This window comes from Mycobacterium sp. IS-1590, assembly GCF_001500025.1.
In the GTDB taxonomy this organism is placed as follows: domain Bacteria; phylum Actinomycetota; class Actinomycetes; order Mycobacteriales; family Mycobacteriaceae; genus Mycobacterium.
Window position 1 is genome coordinate 19,429 of sequence record NZ_LQIW01000003.1, and the last position, 18,727, is coordinate 38,155.

At 67.0% G+C, this 18,727-nt stretch carries 20 protein-coding genes; 12 read left to right on the top strand and 8 right to left on the bottom strand.

Translation table 11 applies throughout. The features are described 5' to 3' along the window. The first annotated feature begins 10 nt into the window (after nucleotides 1-10). A complete protein-coding gene (locus AU197_RS03860; protein ID WP_064401211.1) occupies nucleotides 11-835 on the top strand; it encodes an SDR family NAD(P)-dependent oxidoreductase in 825 nt (274 codons plus the stop codon). Here the strand turns inward: AU197_RS03860 and AU197_RS03865 are convergent. Beyond that, nucleotides 824-1,381 (bottom strand): carboxymuconolactone decarboxylase family protein, encoded by a 558-nt coding sequence (locus AU197_RS03865; protein ID WP_064401212.1) that lies wholly within the window; start codon nucleotides 1,379-1,381, stop codon nucleotides 824-826. The genes AU197_RS03860 and AU197_RS03865 overlap by 12 nt on opposite strands. After that, nucleotides 1,378-3,126 carry an N-acyl-D-amino-acid deacylase family protein gene (locus tag AU197_RS03870; RefSeq protein ID WP_064401213.1) on the bottom strand — a complete coding sequence of 583 codons (1,749 nt, stop codon included), beginning with the start codon at nucleotides 3,124-3,126 and terminating at the stop codon, nucleotides 1,378-1,380. The genes AU197_RS03865 and AU197_RS03870 overlap by 4 nt, the downstream gene beginning before the upstream one ends. Before the next feature lie 22 nt (nucleotides 3,127-3,148). Between AU197_RS03870 and AU197_RS03875 the strand changes: the two genes are divergently transcribed. The 7 genes from AU197_RS03875 to AU197_RS03905 all read left to right on the top strand — a co-directional run bounded on the left by AU197_RS03875 (nucleotide 3,149) and on the right by AU197_RS03905 (nucleotide 8,779). After that, on the top strand, nucleotides 3,149-3,538 hold the full coding sequence (locus AU197_RS03875) for a VOC family protein (protein ID WP_064401214.1): 390 nt from the start codon (nucleotides 3,149-3,151) through the stop codon (nucleotides 3,536-3,538). Between the two features lie 17 nt (nucleotides 3,539-3,555). Next, nucleotides 3,556-4,071 carry a mycothiol transferase gene (locus AU197_RS03880; protein WP_064401215.1) on the top strand — a complete coding sequence of 172 codons (516 nt, stop codon included), beginning with the start codon at nucleotides 3,556-3,558 and terminating at the stop codon, nucleotides 4,069-4,071. Further along, on the top strand, nucleotides 4,068-4,628 hold the full coding sequence (locus AU197_RS03885) for a phosphatase PAP2 family protein (protein ID WP_082696489.1): 561 nt from the start codon (nucleotides 4,068-4,070) through the stop codon (nucleotides 4,626-4,628). Before AU197_RS03880 ends, AU197_RS03885 begins: the two co-directional genes overlap by 4 nt. A 25-nt stretch (nucleotides 4,629-4,653) precedes the next feature. Next, nucleotides 4,654-5,232 carry a TetR family transcriptional regulator gene (locus AU197_RS03890; protein ID WP_064401216.1) on the top strand — a complete coding sequence of 193 codons (579 nt, stop codon included), beginning with the start codon at nucleotides 4,654-4,656 and terminating at the stop codon, nucleotides 5,230-5,232. Between the two features lie 70 nt (nucleotides 5,233-5,302). Continuing rightward, nucleotides 5,303-6,820 (top strand): aldehyde dehydrogenase family protein, encoded by a 1,518-nt coding sequence (locus tag AU197_RS03895; protein WP_064401217.1) that lies wholly within the window; start codon nucleotides 5,303-5,305, stop codon nucleotides 6,818-6,820. A 92-nt stretch (nucleotides 6,821-6,912) separates the two neighbouring features. Next, nucleotides 6,913-7,758, top strand: a complete 846-nt coding sequence (locus tag AU197_RS03900) for a hypothetical protein (RefSeq protein ID WP_064401218.1) — start codon at nucleotides 6,913-6,915, stop codon at nucleotides 7,756-7,758. A 28-nt stretch (nucleotides 7,759-7,786) separates the two neighbouring features. Beyond that, nucleotides 7,787-8,779, top strand: coding sequence for a DUF2889 domain-containing protein (locus AU197_RS03905; protein WP_064401219.1), 993 nt, complete (start codon nucleotides 7,787-7,789; stop codon nucleotides 8,777-8,779). Here AU197_RS03905 and AU197_RS03910 read toward each other — a convergent pair. Beyond that, nucleotides 8,759-9,673 (bottom strand): crotonase/enoyl-CoA hydratase family protein, encoded by a 915-nt coding sequence (locus AU197_RS03910; protein ID WP_064401220.1) that lies wholly within the window; start codon nucleotides 9,671-9,673, stop codon nucleotides 8,759-8,761. The genes AU197_RS03905 and AU197_RS03910 overlap by 21 nt on opposite strands. 41 nt (nucleotides 9,674-9,714) lie before the next feature. Between AU197_RS03910 and AU197_RS26575 the strand changes: the two genes are divergently transcribed. Both AU197_RS26575 and AU197_RS26580 read left to right on the top strand, forming a co-directional pair. Continuing rightward, the gene (locus AU197_RS26575; protein WP_231744814.1) at nucleotides 9,715-10,221 is read left to right on the top strand and encodes a cytochrome P450 family protein; all 507 of its coding nucleotides are present in this window, start codon (nucleotides 9,715-9,717) and stop codon (nucleotides 10,219-10,221) included. Between the two features lie 7 nt (nucleotides 10,222-10,228). After that, complete coding sequence (locus tag AU197_RS26580) at nucleotides 10,229-10,906, top strand: cytochrome P450 (protein WP_231744815.1); 678 nt, start codon at nucleotides 10,229-10,231, stop codon at nucleotides 10,904-10,906. Here AU197_RS26580 and AU197_RS03920 read toward each other — a convergent pair. The 4 genes from AU197_RS03920 to AU197_RS03935 all read right to left on the bottom strand — a co-directional run bounded on the left by AU197_RS03920 (nucleotide 10,879) and on the right by AU197_RS03935 (nucleotide 14,211). Continuing rightward, nucleotides 10,879-11,562, bottom strand: coding sequence for a hypothetical protein (locus AU197_RS03920; protein WP_156434297.1), 684 nt, complete (start codon nucleotides 11,560-11,562; stop codon nucleotides 10,879-10,881). The genes AU197_RS26580 and AU197_RS03920 overlap by 28 nt on opposite strands. Continuing rightward, nucleotides 11,552-13,060 (bottom strand): putative alpha/beta hydrolase, encoded by a 1,509-nt coding sequence (locus AU197_RS03925; RefSeq protein WP_064401222.1) that lies wholly within the window; start codon nucleotides 13,058-13,060, stop codon nucleotides 11,552-11,554. Before AU197_RS03925 ends, AU197_RS03920 begins: the two co-directional genes overlap by 11 nt. A 4-nt stretch (nucleotides 13,061-13,064) precedes the next feature. Then, on the bottom strand, nucleotides 13,065-13,379 hold the full coding sequence (locus AU197_RS03930) for a DUF2563 family protein (RefSeq protein ID WP_064401223.1): 315 nt from the start codon (nucleotides 13,377-13,379) through the stop codon (nucleotides 13,065-13,067). 76 nt (nucleotides 13,380-13,455) lie between these two features. Continuing rightward, nucleotides 13,456-14,211 (bottom strand): sensor domain-containing protein, encoded by a 756-nt coding sequence (locus AU197_RS03935; RefSeq protein ID WP_286145549.1) that lies wholly within the window; start codon nucleotides 14,209-14,211, stop codon nucleotides 13,456-13,458. Between the two features lie 131 nt (nucleotides 14,212-14,342). Here AU197_RS03935 and AU197_RS03940 point away from each other — a divergent pair, with 131 nt between their 5' ends. Together AU197_RS03940 and AU197_RS03945 are read left to right on the top strand one after the other, a co-directional pair. Further along, a complete protein-coding gene (locus AU197_RS03940; protein WP_064401225.1) occupies nucleotides 14,343-15,275 on the top strand; it encodes an EfeM/EfeO family lipoprotein in 933 nt (310 codons plus the stop codon). Beyond that, entirely contained in the window at nucleotides 15,272-16,528 is a 1,257-nt protein-coding gene (locus tag AU197_RS03945) for a Dyp-type peroxidase (RefSeq protein WP_064401226.1), read from the top strand. Before AU197_RS03940 ends, AU197_RS03945 begins: the two co-directional genes overlap by 4 nt. On the opposite strand, the gene AU197_RS03950 is transcribed toward AU197_RS03945, so the two are convergent. Beyond that, entirely contained in the window at nucleotides 16,521-18,527 is a 2,007-nt protein-coding gene (locus AU197_RS03950; protein ID WP_064401227.1) for a prolyl oligopeptidase family serine peptidase, read from the bottom strand. The genes AU197_RS03945 and AU197_RS03950 overlap by 8 nt on opposite strands. Nucleotides 18,528-18,727 lie beyond the last annotated feature (200 nt).

Here is an 18,727-nt window from a genome sequence, read left to right on the forward strand (position 1 = left end):
AGGTTCATGTATGCCTTTACCGCCGCCTTCGCTCACCACCACCGCCGTCGTCACCGGGGCCTCCGCGGGCATCGGCGCCGACATCGCCCGCGAACTGGCCGCGCGCGGTCACGGCGTCACGCTCGTGGCCCGGCGCGAAGACCGGTTGCGCGACCTCGCCGCCGAACTCGCCGACAAGGTCCGCGCCGAGACCGTCGCATGCGACGTCGCCGACCCCGACGCCCGCTCGGTCCTGTTCGACCAGATCGCCGACCGCGGCCTCACCGTCGACATCCTCGTCAACAACGCGGGGATCGGCACGATCGGGTCGGTGACGAAATCGCCTGTGGCCGATGAGATCGCGCAGGTACGCGTCAACGTCGAGGCCGTCATCGACCTCACCACCCGCGCCGTCCAGCAGATGGTGCCGCGTGGGCGCGGCGCGATCCTCAACGTCGGGTCCACCGCCGGGTACCACCCGTTCCCCGGCCAGGCGGGTTACGCAGGAACCAAGGCGTTCGTCAAGACCTACACCGAAGGTGTGCGGGCCGAACTGGCGGGCACCGGCGTGACCGTCGCGATGCTGGCACCCGGGCCGGTGCGCACGGAGTTCCTCCAGGCGGCGGGCATGGACGAGCGCAAGTTCGCCGCGGCGTTCCCGAAGTTCATGTGGATGCCGTCGCGCGAGGTGGCCAGGATCGGCGTCGACGCGCTCGAACGCGACCGCGGCACCGTGATCGCGGGACGCCAGAACGTGCTGAGCACCCGTCTGCTGCAGGCGCTTCCGCGCCAGTTGCTGCTCAGGACGCTCAGTCGGCAGCACCCCGGGTTGCGCCGGGATCGCTCAGCGGCCTGACAACGGCCAGCGCCGCATCCACGCCTCGACCGGCAAGGCCATCCCGTTGCACAACGTGCAGATGGTGCGATACCAGCCGACCGCGACCAGCAACTCCATCCGCTGCTCGTCATCGAGCTCGTCGCCGAGGGCATTCCACGTGTGCTCCGACCAGGTGCCGGTTCCCTCCACCTCGTCCACCGCGCCGATCAGCACCCGCTCGAAGGCGCTGAAGCCGGAATCGTCGTCGAGAACCAGTGCGTCACACTCGCGTTCGCTGACGCCGACGAGGGGGCCCCAAAACGCCGCCTGGCCACCCCATTCGTATTCGCACCGCAGCAGCGCGCAGATCCGCAGGATCGCGATCGTGCGCAACCGCGGCGGCAGGCGCGCGTCGATGTAGAGCGACTCACCCAGCTTACGAAGCCGCGCAGCAAGGTTCGGGTGACGTTGCAGGCAGCGCACCAGCAGCAGCGGCTCATAGGTACGGTCGGGATGCCCCCACCCGTTGATGCCTTCGGCGTCGTCCTCGCTCCACGGGGGAGCAAGCGGCGCAACGCGACTCATGCAGTAGGCGTCGGCCGACGCCCGCGGATCAGCTTGCCGGGACGCGCGGCGGTCGGTGTGCCGTTCTCGGTGATGATCTCGCCGGACACGACGGTCGCGACGTATCCGTCGGCGCCCTGGTCCAGGCGCCGGCCGCCCGCAGGGAGGTCGTAGGTGATCACCGGCCGGTGCAGGCGCAGCGCATCGTGGTCGATGACGTTGAGGTCGGCCTTGTAGCCGACGGCGATGCGCCCGCGGTCGGCCAGGCCGGCCACCCGGGCGGGCACCGAGGTCAGCTCGCGCACCGCCTCGGCCACCGACAGCCGACCGGCCGCGCGATCGCGTGACCAGTGCGTCAGCATATACGTGGGAAAGCTTGCGTCACAGATCATTCCGTAGTGCGCGCCGCCGTCGCCGAGCCCGAGCACCACATCGTCGCGACGGATCAGGTCCGCGACCGTGTCGAGGGTGCCGTCGCGGAAGTTGGCCAGGGTCACCAGAAGGATGGCGTGACCGTCGTCGTCGAGCAGCCGGTCGTAGGCCTCCTCGAGCGGGCTGACACCGCGGGCCCGGGCACGGCTCGCGATGCTGTCGGACCGCGGCGGTTCGTAGTTCGGCGGATCGCCGAGCGGGAACATCCACTCGAACGCCTGCGCCGCGAACATCAGCGGGTGGCCCTCACCCGCCGGTTGGTCCGACAGAATCCGTTGCCGCACTTCGGGTTTGCGCATCTCTGCGACGCGTTCGGCCAACGGCAGCGAGGCAAGTTCCCGATAGCTGGGATACATCACGAACGGATTGCCCGACAGCTCGAGGCCGAGAACCAGCCCGATGGGCCGGGGAAAGATCTGCGCGGTGATCTCGCCGCCGTCGATGTTGGCCTTCTCGACCATGGTCAGCGCGTCGAGGAAGAACGGGTCACCGGCGTTGCCGATCGCCAAGGTGAACGTCACGGGGAGGCCGACCTCGGCGGCGACCTCGAACACCGTTCGCAGTACGGGCTCGTAGTCGCCGGCCACCAGGTCCGGCACGAACTGGATGAGCCCGCCGCCGGCGTCGTCGATTCCGCGGGCGATCGCCTCGATCTCGGCGCGGTCGGCGTCGTAACTGGGAATCGGCCGACCACTCTGGGTCTTGTGCAGCGTGAACCGCGACGACGCGAAGCCCAGCGCGCCGGCCTGAACGGCTTCGGCGGCCAGCTTGCGCATCATCGCCAGATCCTCGGCGGTGGCCGGTTCGCGGTCGACCCCCCGCTGCCCCATCACGTACACCCGCAGCGGCGAGTGCGGCAGCAGCGCCGCGACGTCGATGTCCCTGCGCCGTTCCTCGAGCGCGTCGAGGAACTCCGGGAACGTCTCCCAGTGCCAGGGCAGGCCGTCGACCATCACCACGCCGGGGATGTCCTCGACGCCGGCCATCACGTCGACGAGCACGTCGTGGTCCTCGGGTCGGCACGGCGCGAAGCCCACCCCGCAGTTTCCCATCACCACGGTGGTCACGCCGTGCGCCGATGACGGGGTCAGCCGGTCCGACCAGATCGCCTGGCCGTCGTAATGGGTGTGCAGGTCGACGAACCCGGGGGTGACCAGGAGGCCCGTGGCGTCGATCTCCCGCGTGCCGGGCTCGTCGACCGCCCCGACGGCGGAATCATCTGCGCGGTTCACCGCGGCGATGATGCCGTCGGAAACCGCCACGTCAGCGACGTAGGGTTCACCGCCCAGACCGTCGACGATGGTGCCGCCCCTGATGACGAGTTCATATGTCATACATCGAATCTACGATGAGCCCGTGATCGACCACTTCGGAATCAACTGTGCGGACTTCCAGAGATCGAAGGCGTTCTACGACACGGTCCTGGGCGTGCTCGGTTACACCCGCCAACTCGACTATCAGATCGCCATCGGATACGGCAGGGACGGCAAGCCCGACTTCTGGATCGCCGATATGAACGCCGGCGACGCGGCGGGTCCCAACCGCGAGGTGCACTTCGCGTTCCAGGCCGCCGACACCGACGCGGTGCAGGCGTTCTACGACGCCGCGATCCAGGCCGGCGCGGAGTCGCTGCACGCCCCGCGGCTGTGGCCGGAGTACCACCCCGGTTACTACGGCGCATTCGTCCGCGATCCGGACGGCAACAACATCGAGGCCGTCTTTCACGGGGCACGACCTGCGGACTGACGTATACCGTCGGTGGCATGGCTGACTCAGACCTGGCAGTGACCCGCGAAATTCTGCGCGACGCGTTCACGCGGCTCAGTGAGCACGTGGAGAACCTCACCGACGGGCTGACCGACGAGACCGCGTTCTTCCGTCCCACCCCGACCGCCAACAGCATCGCGTGGCTGGTGTGGCACAGCGCCCGTCAGCAAGACGTTCAGCTCGCCGACCTCGCGGGCACCGAGCAGGTCTGGTTACGCGACGGCTGGGTCGACCGGTTCGGGCTCGACCTGCCCCGCGAGGACATGGGTTACGGGCACAGCCCCGAGGAGGTGGGCCGCGTGCGCGCCCCCGCGGATCTGCTCGCCGGCTACGCGCACGCCGTGCACAAGGCGACGCTGGAGTACATCGCGTCGGTCACCGCCGAGGAACTGAGCCGCGTCGTCGACGAGAACTGGGATCCACCGGTGACGGCGAGCGTGCGGCTGGTCAGCATCATCGACGACGGCGCCCAGCACCTCGGCCAGGCGGCCTACATCCGCGGAATCACGTGAGTCGGTGGTGGCCGGCGCTCGCGCTGGTGGTGATGCTGCTGCTCGGCTGGGTGGTCGGCAAATCCTCGACGCCGGTCGACGAGTGGTTCCAGGGCTTCGTCGACACCCCCGTTCGGCGCCTGGCCGTGATCGCCGATACCCGCGTGCTGCTCGCCGTGGCCGTTGCGGTTCTGGTCGCGGCGTGCCTCAAACGCCGTTGGCGGCTGGCGCTGATGACGGTCGTCGCGCCGGTGACCGGAATCGCGGCGGTCCGGTTGCTCAAACCGATCTTCGGCCGGGAGAAGGGAGGGGGACTCGCCTATCCCAGCGGACATCTCACCGCCACCACCATCGTGTGGGGGCTGGCCGTTCTCGTCGCCGGTGCGGCGTGGTGGGTCGTGGTGACCGCGGTCGTCGCCGTGGCACTGGCGATGCTGGGGGTCGCCGTGACCTTCCACTACTTCACCGACGTGTTGGGTGGCGTCCTGCTCGGGTCGGCGGTGGTGGGGGTCGCGGCCGCCCTCGCCCGGCGTGACCGCAGGGGCGCGCGCGATCCGTCGGTGACGGCGGCTGGCTAACTCGGCGCGATGCAACAATTGGCTTATGGCGTTGTCCGATAGGCCTTTGGGTCTGCGCGAGCGAAAGAAGATCCGCACCCGCGCGACGATCCGGCGTGAGGCGTTTCGCCTGATCCGGGAGCGGGGCTACCAGGCCACCACCGTCGAGCAGATCGCTGCGGCCGCCGACATCTCGCCGCGGACCTTCTCCCGTTACTTCCCGACCAAGGAGGCGGTGCTGCTCTCCGACGATCACATCCCGCCCATCATCGATGCGTTCGTCGCCGCACCCGCGGACATGTCGGTCATCGACGCCTACCGGCACGCCGTCGTGACCACGTTCAACTCGCTGACCGCCGAGCAGCGCGAAGAGGCGATTGTGGGGCAGCAGCTGATGTACACCGTGCCCGAGGCGGCCGGCCTGATATACGCCGAATACGTCCGGCTGATCGGCCTGATCGAAGACGCGCTGACCAAACGTCCCGGTGCACCCACCGACTCCCTCGAGCGACGGGTGCTGGCCGGGGCGATCGTCGGTGTTCTGATCGGGGCCTCTCACGGCACCCCGCTGCCCGGGGACCCGATCTCGGACAGCCTGCAGGCGCTCGAGCGGATGATGACGTAGGCGCTCACAAACTTGACACGTGTCAACCCCCGTGCGATCCAGATCACACACGGCGGTTAGCATGGGATTTATGACTGCGACGTCCGACGTTGAGCTGCCCGATACCAGCACCATCCGCAATCCCGCGACCGGCGCCGTCGCGGGCACCGTGCGATGGACCGACCCCGCCGATGTGCCGCGCATCGCGGCCGGCCTGCGCGAGGCGCAGCGGCAGTGGGAGGCCCGCGGCGCGACGGGCCGGGCCAAGGTGCTGGCCCGCTACGCCGTCTGGCTCGGCGAGCACCGCGACGAGATCGAGTCGCTACTGATCAAGGAGACCGGCAAGTCGGCCGTCGACGCGGCGCAGGAAGTGCCGCTGCTGATCATGATCGCGTCGTACTACATCAAGACCATGGAAAAGGCGCTCAAGCCCGAGAAGCGCCCCGCCCCGCTGCCGTTCCTGTCGATCAAGAAGATCGAGGTGCACTACCGGCCCCGCCCCGTCGTGGGGATCATCGCGCCGTGGAACTACCCGGTCGCCAATGCGCTGATGGACGCCATCGGTGCGCTGGCGGCGGGCTGCGCGGTGTTGCTCAAACCGTCGGAGCGCACGCCCCTGACGGCCGAGCTGCTGCTGCGCGGCTGGCAGGACTCGGGGGCCCCCGAGGTGCTGGCGCTGGCGCAAGGTGCCCGCGAGGTGTCCGAAGCCGTGATCGACAACGCCGATTTCATCCAGTTCACCGGATCCAGTGCGACGGGGGCGAAGGTCATGGAGCGCGCCGCCCGCCGGCTGACCCCGGTCAGCCTCGAACTCGGTGGCAAGGACCCGATGATCGTGCTCGAGGACGCCGACATCGACCTCGCCGCGCACGCCGCGGTGTGGGGTGCGTTCTTCAACGCCGGGCAGACGTGTGTGTCGGTGGAACGGGTCTACGTGCTCGAATCCGTCTACGACAAGTTCGTCGCCGCGGTGGTGCGCGACGTCGAGAAGCTGAAGATGGGCGCGGGGGAGGGCTTCGACTTCGGCTCGCTGATCGACGAGACGCAGGTGGCCGTCACCGCCCGGCACGTCGACGATGCGCTCGCCAAGGGTGCGCGGGCGCTGACCGGCGGTGAGCGCCCCGAGGGTGAAGGCAGCTTCTACCCGCCCACGGTCCTCGTCGACGTGGACCATTCGATGCTGTGCATGACGGAGGAGACGTTCGGACCAACGCTGCCGATCATGAAGGTCGCCAGTGTGGACGAGGCGATCCGGCTGGCCAACGACAGCCCGTACGGGTTAAGCGCCGCGGTGTTCTCCAAGGACATCGAGCGGGCCAACGACGTCGCGGTCGAACTGGATTGCGGTGCGGTCAACATCAACGACGTCATCTCGAACCTGATGTGCACGACGGCGCCGATGGGCGGCTGGAAGACGTCGGGTCTCGGCTCCCGGTTCGGCGGGGCGGATGGCCTGCGCAAGTACTGCCGCCAGGAGGTCGTGGTCGCACCGCGTACGAACGTCGGGGCGGGCGGCAACTACTACAACAATTCGCCCAAGGCGCTCAAGCGGATGAACACCTTGATGACGAAGCTGGCGCTGATCACCCCGAAGCGCGCCGCCAAGTAGCGACCTTCGCGCCACCGCGTCGAGGCTACGGTTTCTGAGGCGGCTACTCGCGGTTCGTGTCAGAAACCGCGGTTTCGGGTAGGAGGATCGGCGTGCGCGCGGTGGTGACGGTCTTCTTGTGGCTTGTCACGACGGCGTTGCTGGCCGTCGCCGTCCCGGCCATGTGGGCGCAGCGCAACGTGGTCGACGAGGGCGGATACGCAGCGCTGGCGCAATCAGCCGCCGAGGACCCGCAACTGCAGAAGGCGATGGCGGGGGTACTGGCCACCGAAGTCACGTCGTACCTGGGCGACAACGGCTACGACGTGGACAGCACCGTCATCAGCGGGGTGGCCTCGGCCTACACCGCGAACCCGACGTTCCCCGAACAGTTCGCCCTGGCCAACACCGTCGGTCACCGGTGGATGTTCACCGACGCGGCCCAGCAGGTCGAGGGCACCGACCAGTGGATCCTCGACCTCGGCCCGATGCTCGCCGACGAGTCGTTCCGAAAGACGCTGGGCAACGTCGGCGTCGCCACCCCCGAATCCCTTCCGGTCCCCGTGTCGATCTCGAAGGACTGGCGGCCCGGTCAACTCGAGCGCGTGTCGACGTGGGGACCCTGGGTCGGTATCGGCGCGAGCATCCTCACCGGGGTGTTCGCACTGTTGACGCTCGCGGCGGCCCGCAGCCGCGGCAGAGCCCTTGCCGCCCTCGGTGTTTCCGCGCTCATCGTGGGTGCGGCCGGGTGGGCGGGCCTCGAGATGGCGCGGCGCTCCGTCAACGATGCGTTGAACCGACTGTCGGGCGACATACGACAGGTCGCCGACGTGATGGTGGCCCACGCCGAGGACAGCCTGCACCACTGGCTGAACCTCACCCTGGCCGCCGGCGGAGTGCTCGTGGTGTTCGGCGTGCTCGTGGCGATGCTGGGCGGGTTGCGCCGACGCGACGTTTAGCCCAGCTCGGCATTGCTACCGTCGAGCCATGCCGTTCGTCACCGACATCGTGGGTCCCCAGCGCCCCGTGAAGACGTGGCCGGCCCTCACAGTGGGCGCCCTGCGGCGGACCAGCACCATCGACACCCATGCCGATGGCGTCGCCGGTTCCGATGTCGACCTGAGGGCGCGTGACGTCGTCGTTCGGCGCGGCGCGGTGGATGTGCTCGCCGAGATCGCCGTGCGCGCCCGACTGGTCGACCGCGCCATCGACGAGATCGCGGCCGTTCCGGGCGTCGACCGGCTCGATCTCCTCATCGGAAAGCGAGTAGGTCCCGGCTTCCGGTCCACGGTCGGTGAACTGCTGCCCGAGCAGGTGCGGGGAGCAAGCCTGCTGCACCTGCTCCTCGACGACTGGGTCGGTGCGGCGCTGGTCTCCGGCTACGCGCTGCAGCACGCGACGATCGTCGCGGGTAACGAGGAGAAGCTGCCGCCCGGCACCGTCGATCGCATGGCCGGTATCTGCGCGGGTTTCGCACCCGAGGCGTCACTGGTGGGATATGCGCGACGCCTCGGCACCATCCCGTCGGTGCACGGGCCGCCGGCCCCGCCGATCGACATCGATGGTGTGCATGCCGTCGAACCCCTTCGCGCACACGGGATGCGGAGGTTACGGCGACTCGACCTGCTGCCGGAGCTCCAGGGTGTGGCCCGCTTCGATGCGCACTTCCGCGACTCCCATGTCGACGGTGACGGGGTCGAGACGATCGTGCACGAATACACGCTCGCCGGCGCTGTCGACGTTGCGACGCGCACCATCACCGCGATCAGTGCCGACGTCCGCGTCCTGCCGTGGCAGGAATGCCCGGGCGCGATCGGGAGCGCGCAACGGGCGCAAGGGATGCGACTCGTCGAGGTTCGCGACCGCGTCCGGACAGAGTTCGTCGGCACCAGCACATGCACCCATCTCAACGACACGCTGCGCGCGATCGGCGACCTAGAGACGCTGTTCGACCTGCGCTCAGGGCTCGATGACGTGTGACGGGTCGGGCCGCTTCTCCGGCGGGGCTTGGCTGTAGTCGCCCCATGGGCCGTCGCGCTGCTCAACGGCAGCCCGAACCCCCTGCGCGGCAGCGGTTTCGATGAAGGACAGCGCGTCGGGGGTATTGCGCATCAGTCCGTCGAGGATGCCGCCGAGGGTCTGGGTGGAGGCCAGGCCCATGTTCTCGTAGGCCTGGTTGACGATCAGCTTCTGCGCCTGAAGCTGCGACAGCGGAATCGTGGCCAGCCTCAGTGCGATCTCCCTGACGCGGGCCTCGAGGTTCTCGAACGGCACCGACTCGTTGATGAGTTCGACCGCGGCGGCTTCCTTTCCGGTCAGCGGCTCACCGGTCAACGAGTGCCACTTCACCTTCGCCAGGCTCAGCCGGTACAGCCACATGCCGGTGAGGTAGGCGCCCCACATGCGGGCGTACGGGGTGCCGATGACGGCGTCGTCGCTGGCGATCACGATGTCGGCACATAGCGCGTAGTCGCTCGCCCCGCCCACACACCAGCCGTGCACCTGGGCGATCACCGGCTTGGACGCCCGCCAGATCGCCATGAACTTCTGCGTGGGACCGGTTTCGCGCGCACTGACCATGGCGAAGTCCTTGCCCGGGTCCCAGCGTCCGTCGGTGTTCATCGCTGCGCCCCAGTGCGTGAAACCGCCGCCGAAGTCGTAGCCGCCGGAGAATGCCCGACCAGCGCCGCGCAGCACGATCACCTTGATGGCCCGATCCCGCTCGGCCAGGCCGATGGCCTTCTCGATCTCGTCCGGCATCGGCGGGACGATGGTGTTGAGATGATCGGGGCGGTTGAGCGTGATGGTGGCGACGGGCGGTTCGGCGGCGTAAAGCAAGGTCTCGAACTGCGGCCCGGATTCTGGCGGCGTCATGGCCCGAGTCTGGCAGAGAAGGCACCGGGTAAACGAGGACAGTGACGAAACGAGTGCTCGGTGTTCGTGTCGCCCCGACGCTGCTCGACCTCCGTGCGGCGTCCATCGCGGCCGGGGTGATTTCGCGGCGCCGACCGGTCATCCGGGTCCTGGAAGCCGTGCAGGCCGACTCTCGTACGGTGCAGCGCATGCAACAGCTACGACGCGAATCCGGGCGTGAGCCCGTGGAATTGGCGCTTCCGGGCCGGCGCATGGTGGTGATCCCTGACCCGGAGGACGTGGGAAGGGTCCTCGCGGAAGCGCCCACACCGCTTCACCCCGCGAACACCGAGAAGCGTAAGACGCTGCAGTGGTTTCAGCCGCATGGCGTGCTGATGTCACAGGGACCGATCCGCCAGCAGCGCCGTGAATTCAACGAGGCCGCGCTCGGCAGCGGAGCCGAGGTGCACCGTCTCGCGGAGCCGTTCACGCGCGTCGTCGCCGAGGAAGCGCGCGAGCTGGTCGCAGACGCCGCCGCCCGCCGGAACCGGATTCAGCGCGGTCCATGACGACGTGGTGGCGCATCGTCGCGGACTGGTGCTCGGCGACCGTGCGCGAGACGACGAGCTGATCACCGATGCGCTGATGCGATCACGAAAGGCCGGCAACTGGTCGTTCCTGTCGCCGCCGCACTACCGCGCACGCGCGAAATTCGTCGAGGGACTGTATCGCTACGTCGAAGGCCCTGAGCGGGCGCGCGCAGTCGAGGACGCAGGAGAACCCGACCGGGTTGCGGTGCGGCCTTATCTTCGCGGCTGTGTGCTCGAGTCGGTGCGGTTGTGGCCGACCACGCCGACGATCCTGCGTGACACAACCGAAGACACCCGGTGGGCTGACGGGTCGACCATCGCAAAAGGTGCTGGGCTGATGATCGTCACGCCGGCCTTCCACCGCGACGACGAACTGCTGCCGTTTGCGCATTCGTTCTCACCGCAGATCTGGCTCGACGGGACGGTGCGGAACTATCCACAGCTGGTGCCGTTCTCGGCGGGTCCGGCCGAATGCCCAGGCCGCAATCTCGTTCTGTTGGTGACGAGCACACTCCTGGCGCAGGTGTTCTCTGCATTGGAGCGCGACCTGCCCTCGGAGCCGAAGCCCGTGCCCGAGCGGCCGCTGCCGATGACGTTGAACCAGTTGACGTTACAGTTCGGCGCGCGGCGTGCGAGTCAGTCCGTGTCGTCTTCCGAGCGGTAGGTGAGCTGGAAGGATCCGCCCGCCGCCCAGTACGCCGCCAGATAGGCGAGTGGTGGCAAGAGAAAGAGCGGGATCGACGCGACAACTAGAAGGCAGAATTGAACGAATTGGCGTCGGGCGGGGGAAAAGCCCTGTCGGGCATCCATATGCCCGATGAGAGCGCACATCACCGCCGTGAACGCTCCCAGCCCGATCGTGGCGGCGGTCAGCCCGAGCGCGATGCCGGCGTATCCGACGGCGCACGTCATCACGACTAGCGTCCACCAGAGCTTCGCAGCCGTGAGGTAGTTGTAGTACGAATCGGGGGGTTCGGGTGCAGCCGGGGGCTCACTCCCGTTCTCCAGAGGATCCGGCCGACTATCGGGGATGGTGTAAGCGACGATGCGGTCACCGAGCTTCAGATAAGGGGTGCGAAGGTACGCGTACATCAACGCGAACGCCCCTGCCGCCACCGCGACTAGGCATGCAGAAGCCAACCCATCGTCCAACGTCGCCAGAGCCATAAGGGTGCCCGCCGCCAACCAACTGCACCAATAGAGGCGGCGTGCATGCCGAACCTTCCGAACGAAAGCCGTTGCGAGCATGCCGATAAGGCCGATGGCAACGCCGCCGAAGAACAATAACTCGTAGATCGTCAGTGCGGTGTCATTTGTCAAAGAGGCCTCCGAGGGCCGCGCCTCCAGATTTACCTAACGTTGATCCGACTAAACCGCCCACGATTGCGCCGACGAACGCGCCGCCCGGGCCGAGCACCCACCCGCCTGCCATGCCGCCCGCCGCGCCGACCAGAAAGCCGCCGCCAACACTCCCGGTCGCACCGCCGAAGGCTGAGCCCGCCCCCGCTCCATTACGCCAATCGGAATACGCCACAGCGAATTCCGCCACAGTCCCAAACCCACCGAAGGTCTTGCCGACATTCCCCATCGCCTTCAGATCCGCGGTCGAGTAACGTTCCCAGGGGAGGGCATGCTTCCCGTCGGAGAGCGCACCGTCGACCTGCTTGATCTCGCTGAGCGGTCCCGCTACTTCACCGGCGTGTGCCAGATCGGACATTGTCAACCCGCGAGACATGGCATCGGCAACGTCGGTGGCCGCTTCGCGTGACAATCCTTGGCTTTGCAGACCTTCAATGGTGAGGTCGATGGCCTCGGCCCGCGCTCGCGCCTCTTGTTCGTCCATCCATGACGTTGCTTCATCCGGTGTCATCGGCGGCGCCCAAGGCGAACCTTTCTCGAGTTGCCGCTGCCATTCATGGCGGACGAGGGCTCGTCGCTGTGGATCCGACCCGAGAACCGGATCGCGGGGGAGGCTACCGGGCGGTTGATGCGCTGTCTGGAAATCGTCGAGCCGCTGACCAGCTAGGCGCACAGCAGCCGGGTCGGCGTCAGGGTTGCGGATGGTGGCGTAGTCGCGAAGGCGCGCGGCGGCCGCCTCCTTCTCCGCGGTCATGGGTCCGCCGCTGTCGACGAGCGCCTGATCAGTTGCGCGCTGGCGCGCGTCGTAGTCGTCCGCCTCCCGCTGAGCGGCTCCAGCCCTGTCGACGCCGTCGCCGTCAGCTCGGTCGGTCGCATCGGGCATATAGCCTTCCGCCTGCATGCTCGTCATCGCGCGGGAGAGTTCACCGGCGTATGCGTCGCGCGTTGCGCCGATAGCGCTCAACGCGTCCCTGATCTCTTGCACCGCCATGGCTTCCATCGGCGCCAAGGCATTCTCGTCGAACGTCAGGCCGCTCTGAAGCATGGCCGCATCGATGGCGGTGTCGATCTGCCGGAGAGCTCCTTCGAGCGCACCGATGCTGCCGGCCGCCGACTGCTGGGTTTCGGCCAGGGCTGCGGATATCGACTGAAGTTCGACAGATATGCGGGCCAGATGCTCGCGGTCGAGATCCAAACCCTTGGTGGCGCGTTGCACCTCGGCTGAGTCGTTGATGGGGTGGTCGCCGCCGTCCTCGCGGTCCCACGCAGCCTCGAACCGTTTCTTTGCTTGGTGGAACTCCTCGCTGGTCTCGCCCATGCAGACACCCGCGTTGTAGAACGTGGTCGCGAGATCGCTGATCTCGCCCGGCGCCCCACTCTGAATGGTCTGGTCGAGTTTCCAAGGATCGCCACCTGCCTTGGCGATCAATTCGCCGATATCAAGGTTCCTGAGCTCCATCCGTTCAGGCGGGGACGCCGCTTTGCGCCGACTCCACGGCGATGGCGCATTGTTCATCCTGCGCAATGAAGGCTTGCGCGTCGTTGGGCGCTTTCTCCGCGAGCACCGACAAAGTCGAGGGATGTTTGCGCATCGAATGCGCGTACTTGGTCTGAGCCTGCGTGAGTACCCGGTGAAAGTGCTCGGCGTCTTCGGAATCGCCGAACACCCCCGCGGATAGGGCAGCGGAGCCCAACACATCTGCACCGGGCCGGGCGATCGCCCTCGCGCTAACGGAGAAATCAGCTCCCATCTCCAGAAACGTCGTGTCGACTCTCATCGCGTACTCCCCGTCATCCGCACAATTTTAGGTGGCGCGGGCAGGGGCTCGGCGCACCAGTCTGCGCGAGGATTCATCAAGGGCGGACTGCTCGGATCCGCGCCAGCATGGCCATCACTAGATCCGTGGCGCTACCAGCTGAGTCGGGGGTTCCGTCTGGACTTGGCTCAATGATCGGCACGGTCGCTTCGACGATGCAGTCTTTCGCGACGCCCACGGCTCGCTGGTTGCGGACCGGAACCCCCGTCGGGGAATTCGACGTCAGTTCGTCGACGGACGACAAGACATCAGCAGTCAATTCGACCTTCGTGATCCGGTGTTCCAACGTGTAGGCGACCTGATCCTTGACGACGGTCTTACCGTCGCAGCCGAGCCATCGGTCGGCGAAAGTGTTGAACACTTTCCGTGCCTCGTCCGGCGAATCGAAGGCGGCGGCACCGAAGGTCACTTTCGATTCGGCCGCGTAGGTGACCGCTCGGACCGGTGTGGTCCCATACACCTGCTCCTCGAAGGGCGATACGACTCCAAGACACTGGGTTTCGGTCATCTCACGGCTGCCCGCGACAGTGTTTCGCAGGCGGCTGCTTACAGACGGCGGTTCGCCCATTCTGACTTGGTATCCCGCCGCCCTCGTCAACTCCTGATCGCTGGGCAGCACGGCCGTCAGCCATGCGTATCTGTTTGCCGGCGGGGTGGTCGTGGCAGGCGTCGCCGTGGTCGCCCGATCGGTTCCTGGCTGAATCGTCGGTTCCACAGCGTCGCCGCATCCAGCTATCAGGCTGGCGGACACGACGGCCAAGACACCGCCCACGGCGCTCGTTCGACACCACATCGCGCCGATTATCGCGTCGAGGCGTACCGCGACCGTCGGCGCATCCGACACCGACGCCCCCGATTTAGGCTTGCCTCCCCTCTGACCAGCCAGAAGTGCTATGTTCAGCCTCTCCTAACTTCGAGGTGCTAATGAACCGGTATCTTGCCTGGGCAACCCCCATCGCCGTGGTCGGCCTGATCCTGTCCGGATGCTCGAACGAAAGCTCGTCTTCTGGCAGTGAGACGACGTCGGCCACTGGAACCGCGGCCGAGACCACGAGCGCTGCTCCCGCAGTCGATCCCGCGGTGCTCGACAAAGCCGCGGCCGACTACAAGGCCTACGCGCAGAGCAACATCGACGAACTCCAGCGCGTGGTCAGGGTCTTCACCGATGCCGTGCGCGCCGGAGACCTCAAGGCCGCCCAGGACGCGTACGCGCCGTCTCGCCTGCCGTGGGAACGCATCGAGCCCATCGCCGGCCTTGTCGAGGAGGTCGACGGCAAGATCGACGCCCGCGTGGACGACTTCGCAGGCGTGGACGACCCGAAATTCACCGGTTGGCACCGGCTCGAGTACCTGCTGTTCGAGAAGAACACCACCGAGGGCGGGGCACCGTTCGCCGACCAACTCGACAAGGATGTCGCCGATCTGAAGGCGCAGTTCCCGGCGGTCGAGGTGAAGCCGATCGACGTCTCCAACGGCGCGGCGGAGCTGATCGAGGAGGTCTCCGAAGGCAAGATCACCGGCGAGGAGGACCGCTACGCCAAGACCGATCTCTGGGACTTCGACGCCAACCTCCAGGGGGCGCGCGACGCCGTCAACACGTTGAGTGCGGCTCTGGTGCAAGCCGATCCGGCGCTGCTGGGCAAGATCGAAGCGGGACTCAACTCGGTGTTCGACACGATGCGGCCGCTGCGCCGCGGTGACGGCTGGGTGTTGTTCTGCACCGAGAACGACCCTTACCCGTCGTCGCGCTGCCCCGAGGTCACCGTGACACCTGACGTCATCGACAAGCTCAAGGCCGAACTCGCCGGGCTGTCGGAGAATCTGTCACAGGTGTCGGGAGTGCTGAAACTGAAGTGACCGAAGGCCGCTCGGGTCTATCGCGCCGGGGCTTCATCACCGGCGCGCTGGGCACGGGTGCCGCGGTGGGCGCCGGTGCGGCCCTCGCCGGGTGCTCGAAACAGGATGACGCTGGGCCGGCTGTGCCTGCGGGGGTGCTCGTTCCGTTCGAGGGAACCCACCAAACGGGCATCACCGCACTGCCCATCCCCGAACAGGGGCTGATCGCCTCGTTCAACGTGCTGTCGAAGGATCGCGACGGCCTCAAGCGCACCCTGCAAGAGCTCACCGAAGAGATTCGCGGGCTGATGGCGGGCAGACCGCCCGAAGTGCGCGACCCGGAATACCCGCCCGTCGACTCCGGCATCCTCGGCGAGCAGCCGCCCGCGGACAACCTGTCGGTCGTGGTCGGTGTGGGGGCCTCGCTGTTCGACGAACGGTTCGGGCTGGCGGACCGCAAGCCCAGGGAACTGGTCACGATGCCGTTCCTGGCCAACGACCGGCTGGATCCCAAACTGTCGCACGGTGATCTGTCGATCGTCATCGAAGCCGGGCACAACGACACGGTCATCTTCGCGCTGCGCCAGCTGATGCGTCGCACGCGCAGCGATCTGGTGATGCGGTGGATGGTCGACGGCTACGCCAGGGGGATCGGCGCCGGGAAGGCGTCGGAAGCGGCGACACCGCGAAACCTGTTGGGCTTCAAGGATGGGACGGCCAACCTCGATGTCGACGACGGTGCCGTCATGGACCGTCACGTCTGGGTAGGCCCGCAGGACGGTGAACCGGAGTGGGCGGTCGGCGGCTCGTATCAGGCGATCCGCATCATCCGCATGTTCGTCGAGTTCTGGGACCGCACCCAGCTCGTCGAGCAGGAGGCGCTGATCGGGCGCAGCAAGCTCAGCGGTGCTCCGCTCGGGCTCAGCGGCGAATTCACCGACCCCGACTATCCAGAAGACCCGGACGGCAAGCGAATTCCGCTCACGGCCCACATTCGGCTGGCCAACCCCCGAACACCGGAGACGGACGAGAACCTGATCCTGCGAAGAGGCTTCAACTACTCCCGCGGTTTCGACGGGGCGGGCCGGCTGGACCAGGGTTTGGCGTTCATCGCCTATCAGCGCAGCCTGGAGAAGGGCTTTTTGACCGTCCAGCGTCGCCTCGCCGGGGAACCGCTCGAGGAGTACATCCTTCCGGTGGGCGGCGGGTTCTTCTTCATCCTGCCGGGCGTAACCGGAGCCGACGGATTCCTCGGCGATCAGCTGTTCAGCTGAGCATCGACCATAGGAACTCGTAGATCAGCGCCGAACGGAATGCGGTCTGGGCGTTGTCGGCAGCGCCGGCATGACCGCCCTCGATGTTTTCGTAGTAGTGCACCGGATGGCCCGCATCCTCCAGGGCCGCGGTCATCTTGCGGGCGTGACCCGGATGCACGCGGTCGTCCCGCGTGGACGTGGTGACAAGGACGGGCGGGTACCGGCGATCCGCCAAAATATTCTGATATGGCGAGTATTTCGAGATGAACTCCCAATCCTCGGGATTGTCGGGATCCCCGTACTCGGCCATCCAGGAGGCCCCCGCGAGCAGCAGATGAAACCGTCGCATATCAAGTAGCGGCACACTGCACACCAGTGCGCCGAACAATTCCGGATACCGCGTCAACATCACGCCCATCAACAGACCGCCATTGCTTCCACCCTGCGCACCGAGTTGCTCGACGGTGGTGATACCGCGGGTGACCAGATCGCGTGCAACGGCGGCGAAGTCCTCGTAGACAAGATGCCGGTTCTCGCGCATCGCCTGCGTGTGCCACGTCGGCCCGTACTCACCGCCGCCGCGGATGTTCGCCAGCACATACGTGCCACCACGGCTCAGCCACAGCCGGCCCAACACACCGGCGTAGCTCGGCGTGTTGGCCACCTCGAAGCCGCCGTATCCGCTCAACAGTGTGGGGCCCGGTGCCTGGTTGTGGCGGTGCCCCACAACGAAATAGGGGATCATGGTGCCGTCGTCGGAGGGCACGAAGAACTGCTCGACCTGCAGGTCGGCCGCGTCGAAGAACGACGGCGCGCGTTTGACCTCGGTGACGGCGCCGCCGGCCACACCCCACAACAGCCGCGACGGGGTGTCAAAACCGCTGGAGTCGACGAAGATCTCGTCGCCGTACTCGTCGGCGTCGACCAACACCGTGTTGGTGTTCGGGGGAATCCCCGGAATCTCGGCTCGCTGCCAGGCCCCCGGTGTCACGACCTCGACGTGGCTGACCACATCGACGAGCGTGACGAGGATCAGGCGGTCCCGCGTCCACGCGTAATCCTCCAGGCTGGAGTGCTCATCGGGCTCGAACACCACATGCAGATCCCCTGCACCGTCCAGATATTCGAGGTAGTTCGCGGCGAGTAGGGAACCGGCGCGATAGGTCGTCGGGCCGACGGTCCAGTCTGTGCGCGGCCGGATCAACAGCCATTCGCGGTGCACGGAGATCCCGGCGTCGGTGGGCACGTCGATGGGTATCAATGTCTCGCCGCGCAATTCGTAACGCTCGCGGTTGAAGAAGTCGAACGACCGCGTGATCAGCAACCGCTCGAATCCCGGCGTCGCGTCGTAGCCGCATCCCACGCTGACGTCGGCGGCCTGCCCCTCGAACAGGGTCTGCGCCTCGGTGAGCGGTTGGCCGCGCCGCCAGCGCTTGACGATGCGGGGATAACCGGAGTCGGTCAACGATCCGGGGCCGAAGTCGGTGCCGAGAAGCACGGTGTCGCGGTCCTGCCAGGTGACGCTCGATTTGGCCTCGGGTAGCGCGAAGCCGTCTGCGACGAACTGGCGTGTGGTCATGTCGAATTCGCGAACGACGGTGGCATCGGCGCCACCGCGGGACAATTCGACGAGCGCGAGGGAGAAGTCCGGCTCGAGCACGTCGGCTCCGGCCCACACCCAGTTCTCGTCGTCCTCGTCCGCGAGCGCGTCGACATCGATCAGGACGTCCCACTCCGGCTGCTCGCCGCGGTAGCTGTCCAGCGTCGTGCGCCGCCACAGACCTCGCGGGTGATCCGCGTCGCGCCAGAAGTTGTACAGATGCTCACCCCGCCTGCGGACATAGGGGATGCGCGCGTCGGTGTCGAGTACCTCCAGCGCCTCGCGTCGCATCTGGTTGAAGCGCTCACCGCCGAAGCGCGCGATCGTCGGCTCGTTGTGCTTGCGCACCCAGTTCAGCGCGTCGTCACCGGTGATGTCCTCGAGCCACAGATAGGGGTCCTCATCCACGCGACCCATTGTCGCGGTCCGGTGTCCGAGCGATTCAGCCGGCGTTCCCGTGCCGGGTGTGACGGCCGTCTGGATGCCGACTTGCGGCGGAGTCAATTTTCTGTCCGAATGCGCCGCATCAGCGCCCGGCGTGAGTGATCATGACCGGGTCAACCTTTCGTCTTGCCGAAGGAGGTCGTCATGGCCGACCCGCAGATCGTCGACACCGA

What these genes read in the sequence shown, in the direction of transcription:
- AU197_RS03895 (WP_064401217.1), top strand. Translation starts at nt 5,303, where the DNA reads ATGACTGCGACGTCCGACGTTGAGCTGCCCGATACCAGCACCATCCGC.
- AU197_RS03925 (WP_064401222.1), bottom strand. Translation starts at nt 13,060, where the DNA reads ATGGAGCTCAGGAACCTTGATATCGGCGAATTGATCGCCAAGGCAGGT.
- AU197_RS03950 (WP_064401227.1), bottom strand. Translation starts at nt 18,527, where the DNA reads ATGGGTCGCGTGGATGAGGACCCCTATCTGTGGCTCGAGGACATCACC.
- AU197_RS03910 (WP_064401220.1), bottom strand. Translation starts at nt 9,673, where the DNA reads ATGACGCCGCCAGAATCCGGGCCGCAGTTCGAGACCTTGCTTTACGCC.
- AU197_RS03935 (WP_286145549.1), bottom strand. Translation starts at nt 14,211, where the DNA reads ATGTGGTGTCGAACGAGCGCCGTGGGCGGTGTCTTGGCCGTCGTGTCC.
- AU197_RS03870 (WP_064401213.1), bottom strand. Translation starts at nt 3,126, where the DNA reads ATGACATATGAACTCGTCATCAGGGGCGGCACCATCGTCGACGGTCTG.
- AU197_RS03890 (WP_064401216.1), top strand. Translation starts at nt 4,654, where the DNA reads ATGGCGTTGTCCGATAGGCCTTTGGGTCTGCGCGAGCGAAAGAAGATC.
- AU197_RS03880 (WP_064401215.1), top strand. Translation starts at nt 3,556, where the DNA reads ATGGCTGACTCAGACCTGGCAGTGACCCGCGAAATTCTGCGCGACGCG.
- AU197_RS03905 (WP_064401219.1), top strand. Translation starts at nt 7,787, where the DNA reads ATGCCGTTCGTCACCGACATCGTGGGTCCCCAGCGCCCCGTGAAGACG.
- AU197_RS03860 (WP_064401211.1), top strand. Translation starts at nt 11, where the DNA reads ATGCCTTTACCGCCGCCTTCGCTCACCACCACCGCCGTCGTCACCGGG.
- AU197_RS03865 (WP_064401212.1), bottom strand. Translation starts at nt 1,381, where the DNA reads ATGAGTCGCGTTGCGCCGCTTGCTCCCCCGTGGAGCGAGGACGACGCC.
- AU197_RS03930 (WP_064401223.1), bottom strand. Translation starts at nt 13,379, where the DNA reads ATGAGAGTCGACACGACGTTTCTGGAGATGGGAGCTGATTTCTCCGTT.
- AU197_RS03940 (WP_064401225.1), top strand. Translation starts at nt 14,343, where the DNA reads ATGAACCGGTATCTTGCCTGGGCAACCCCCATCGCCGTGGTCGGCCTG.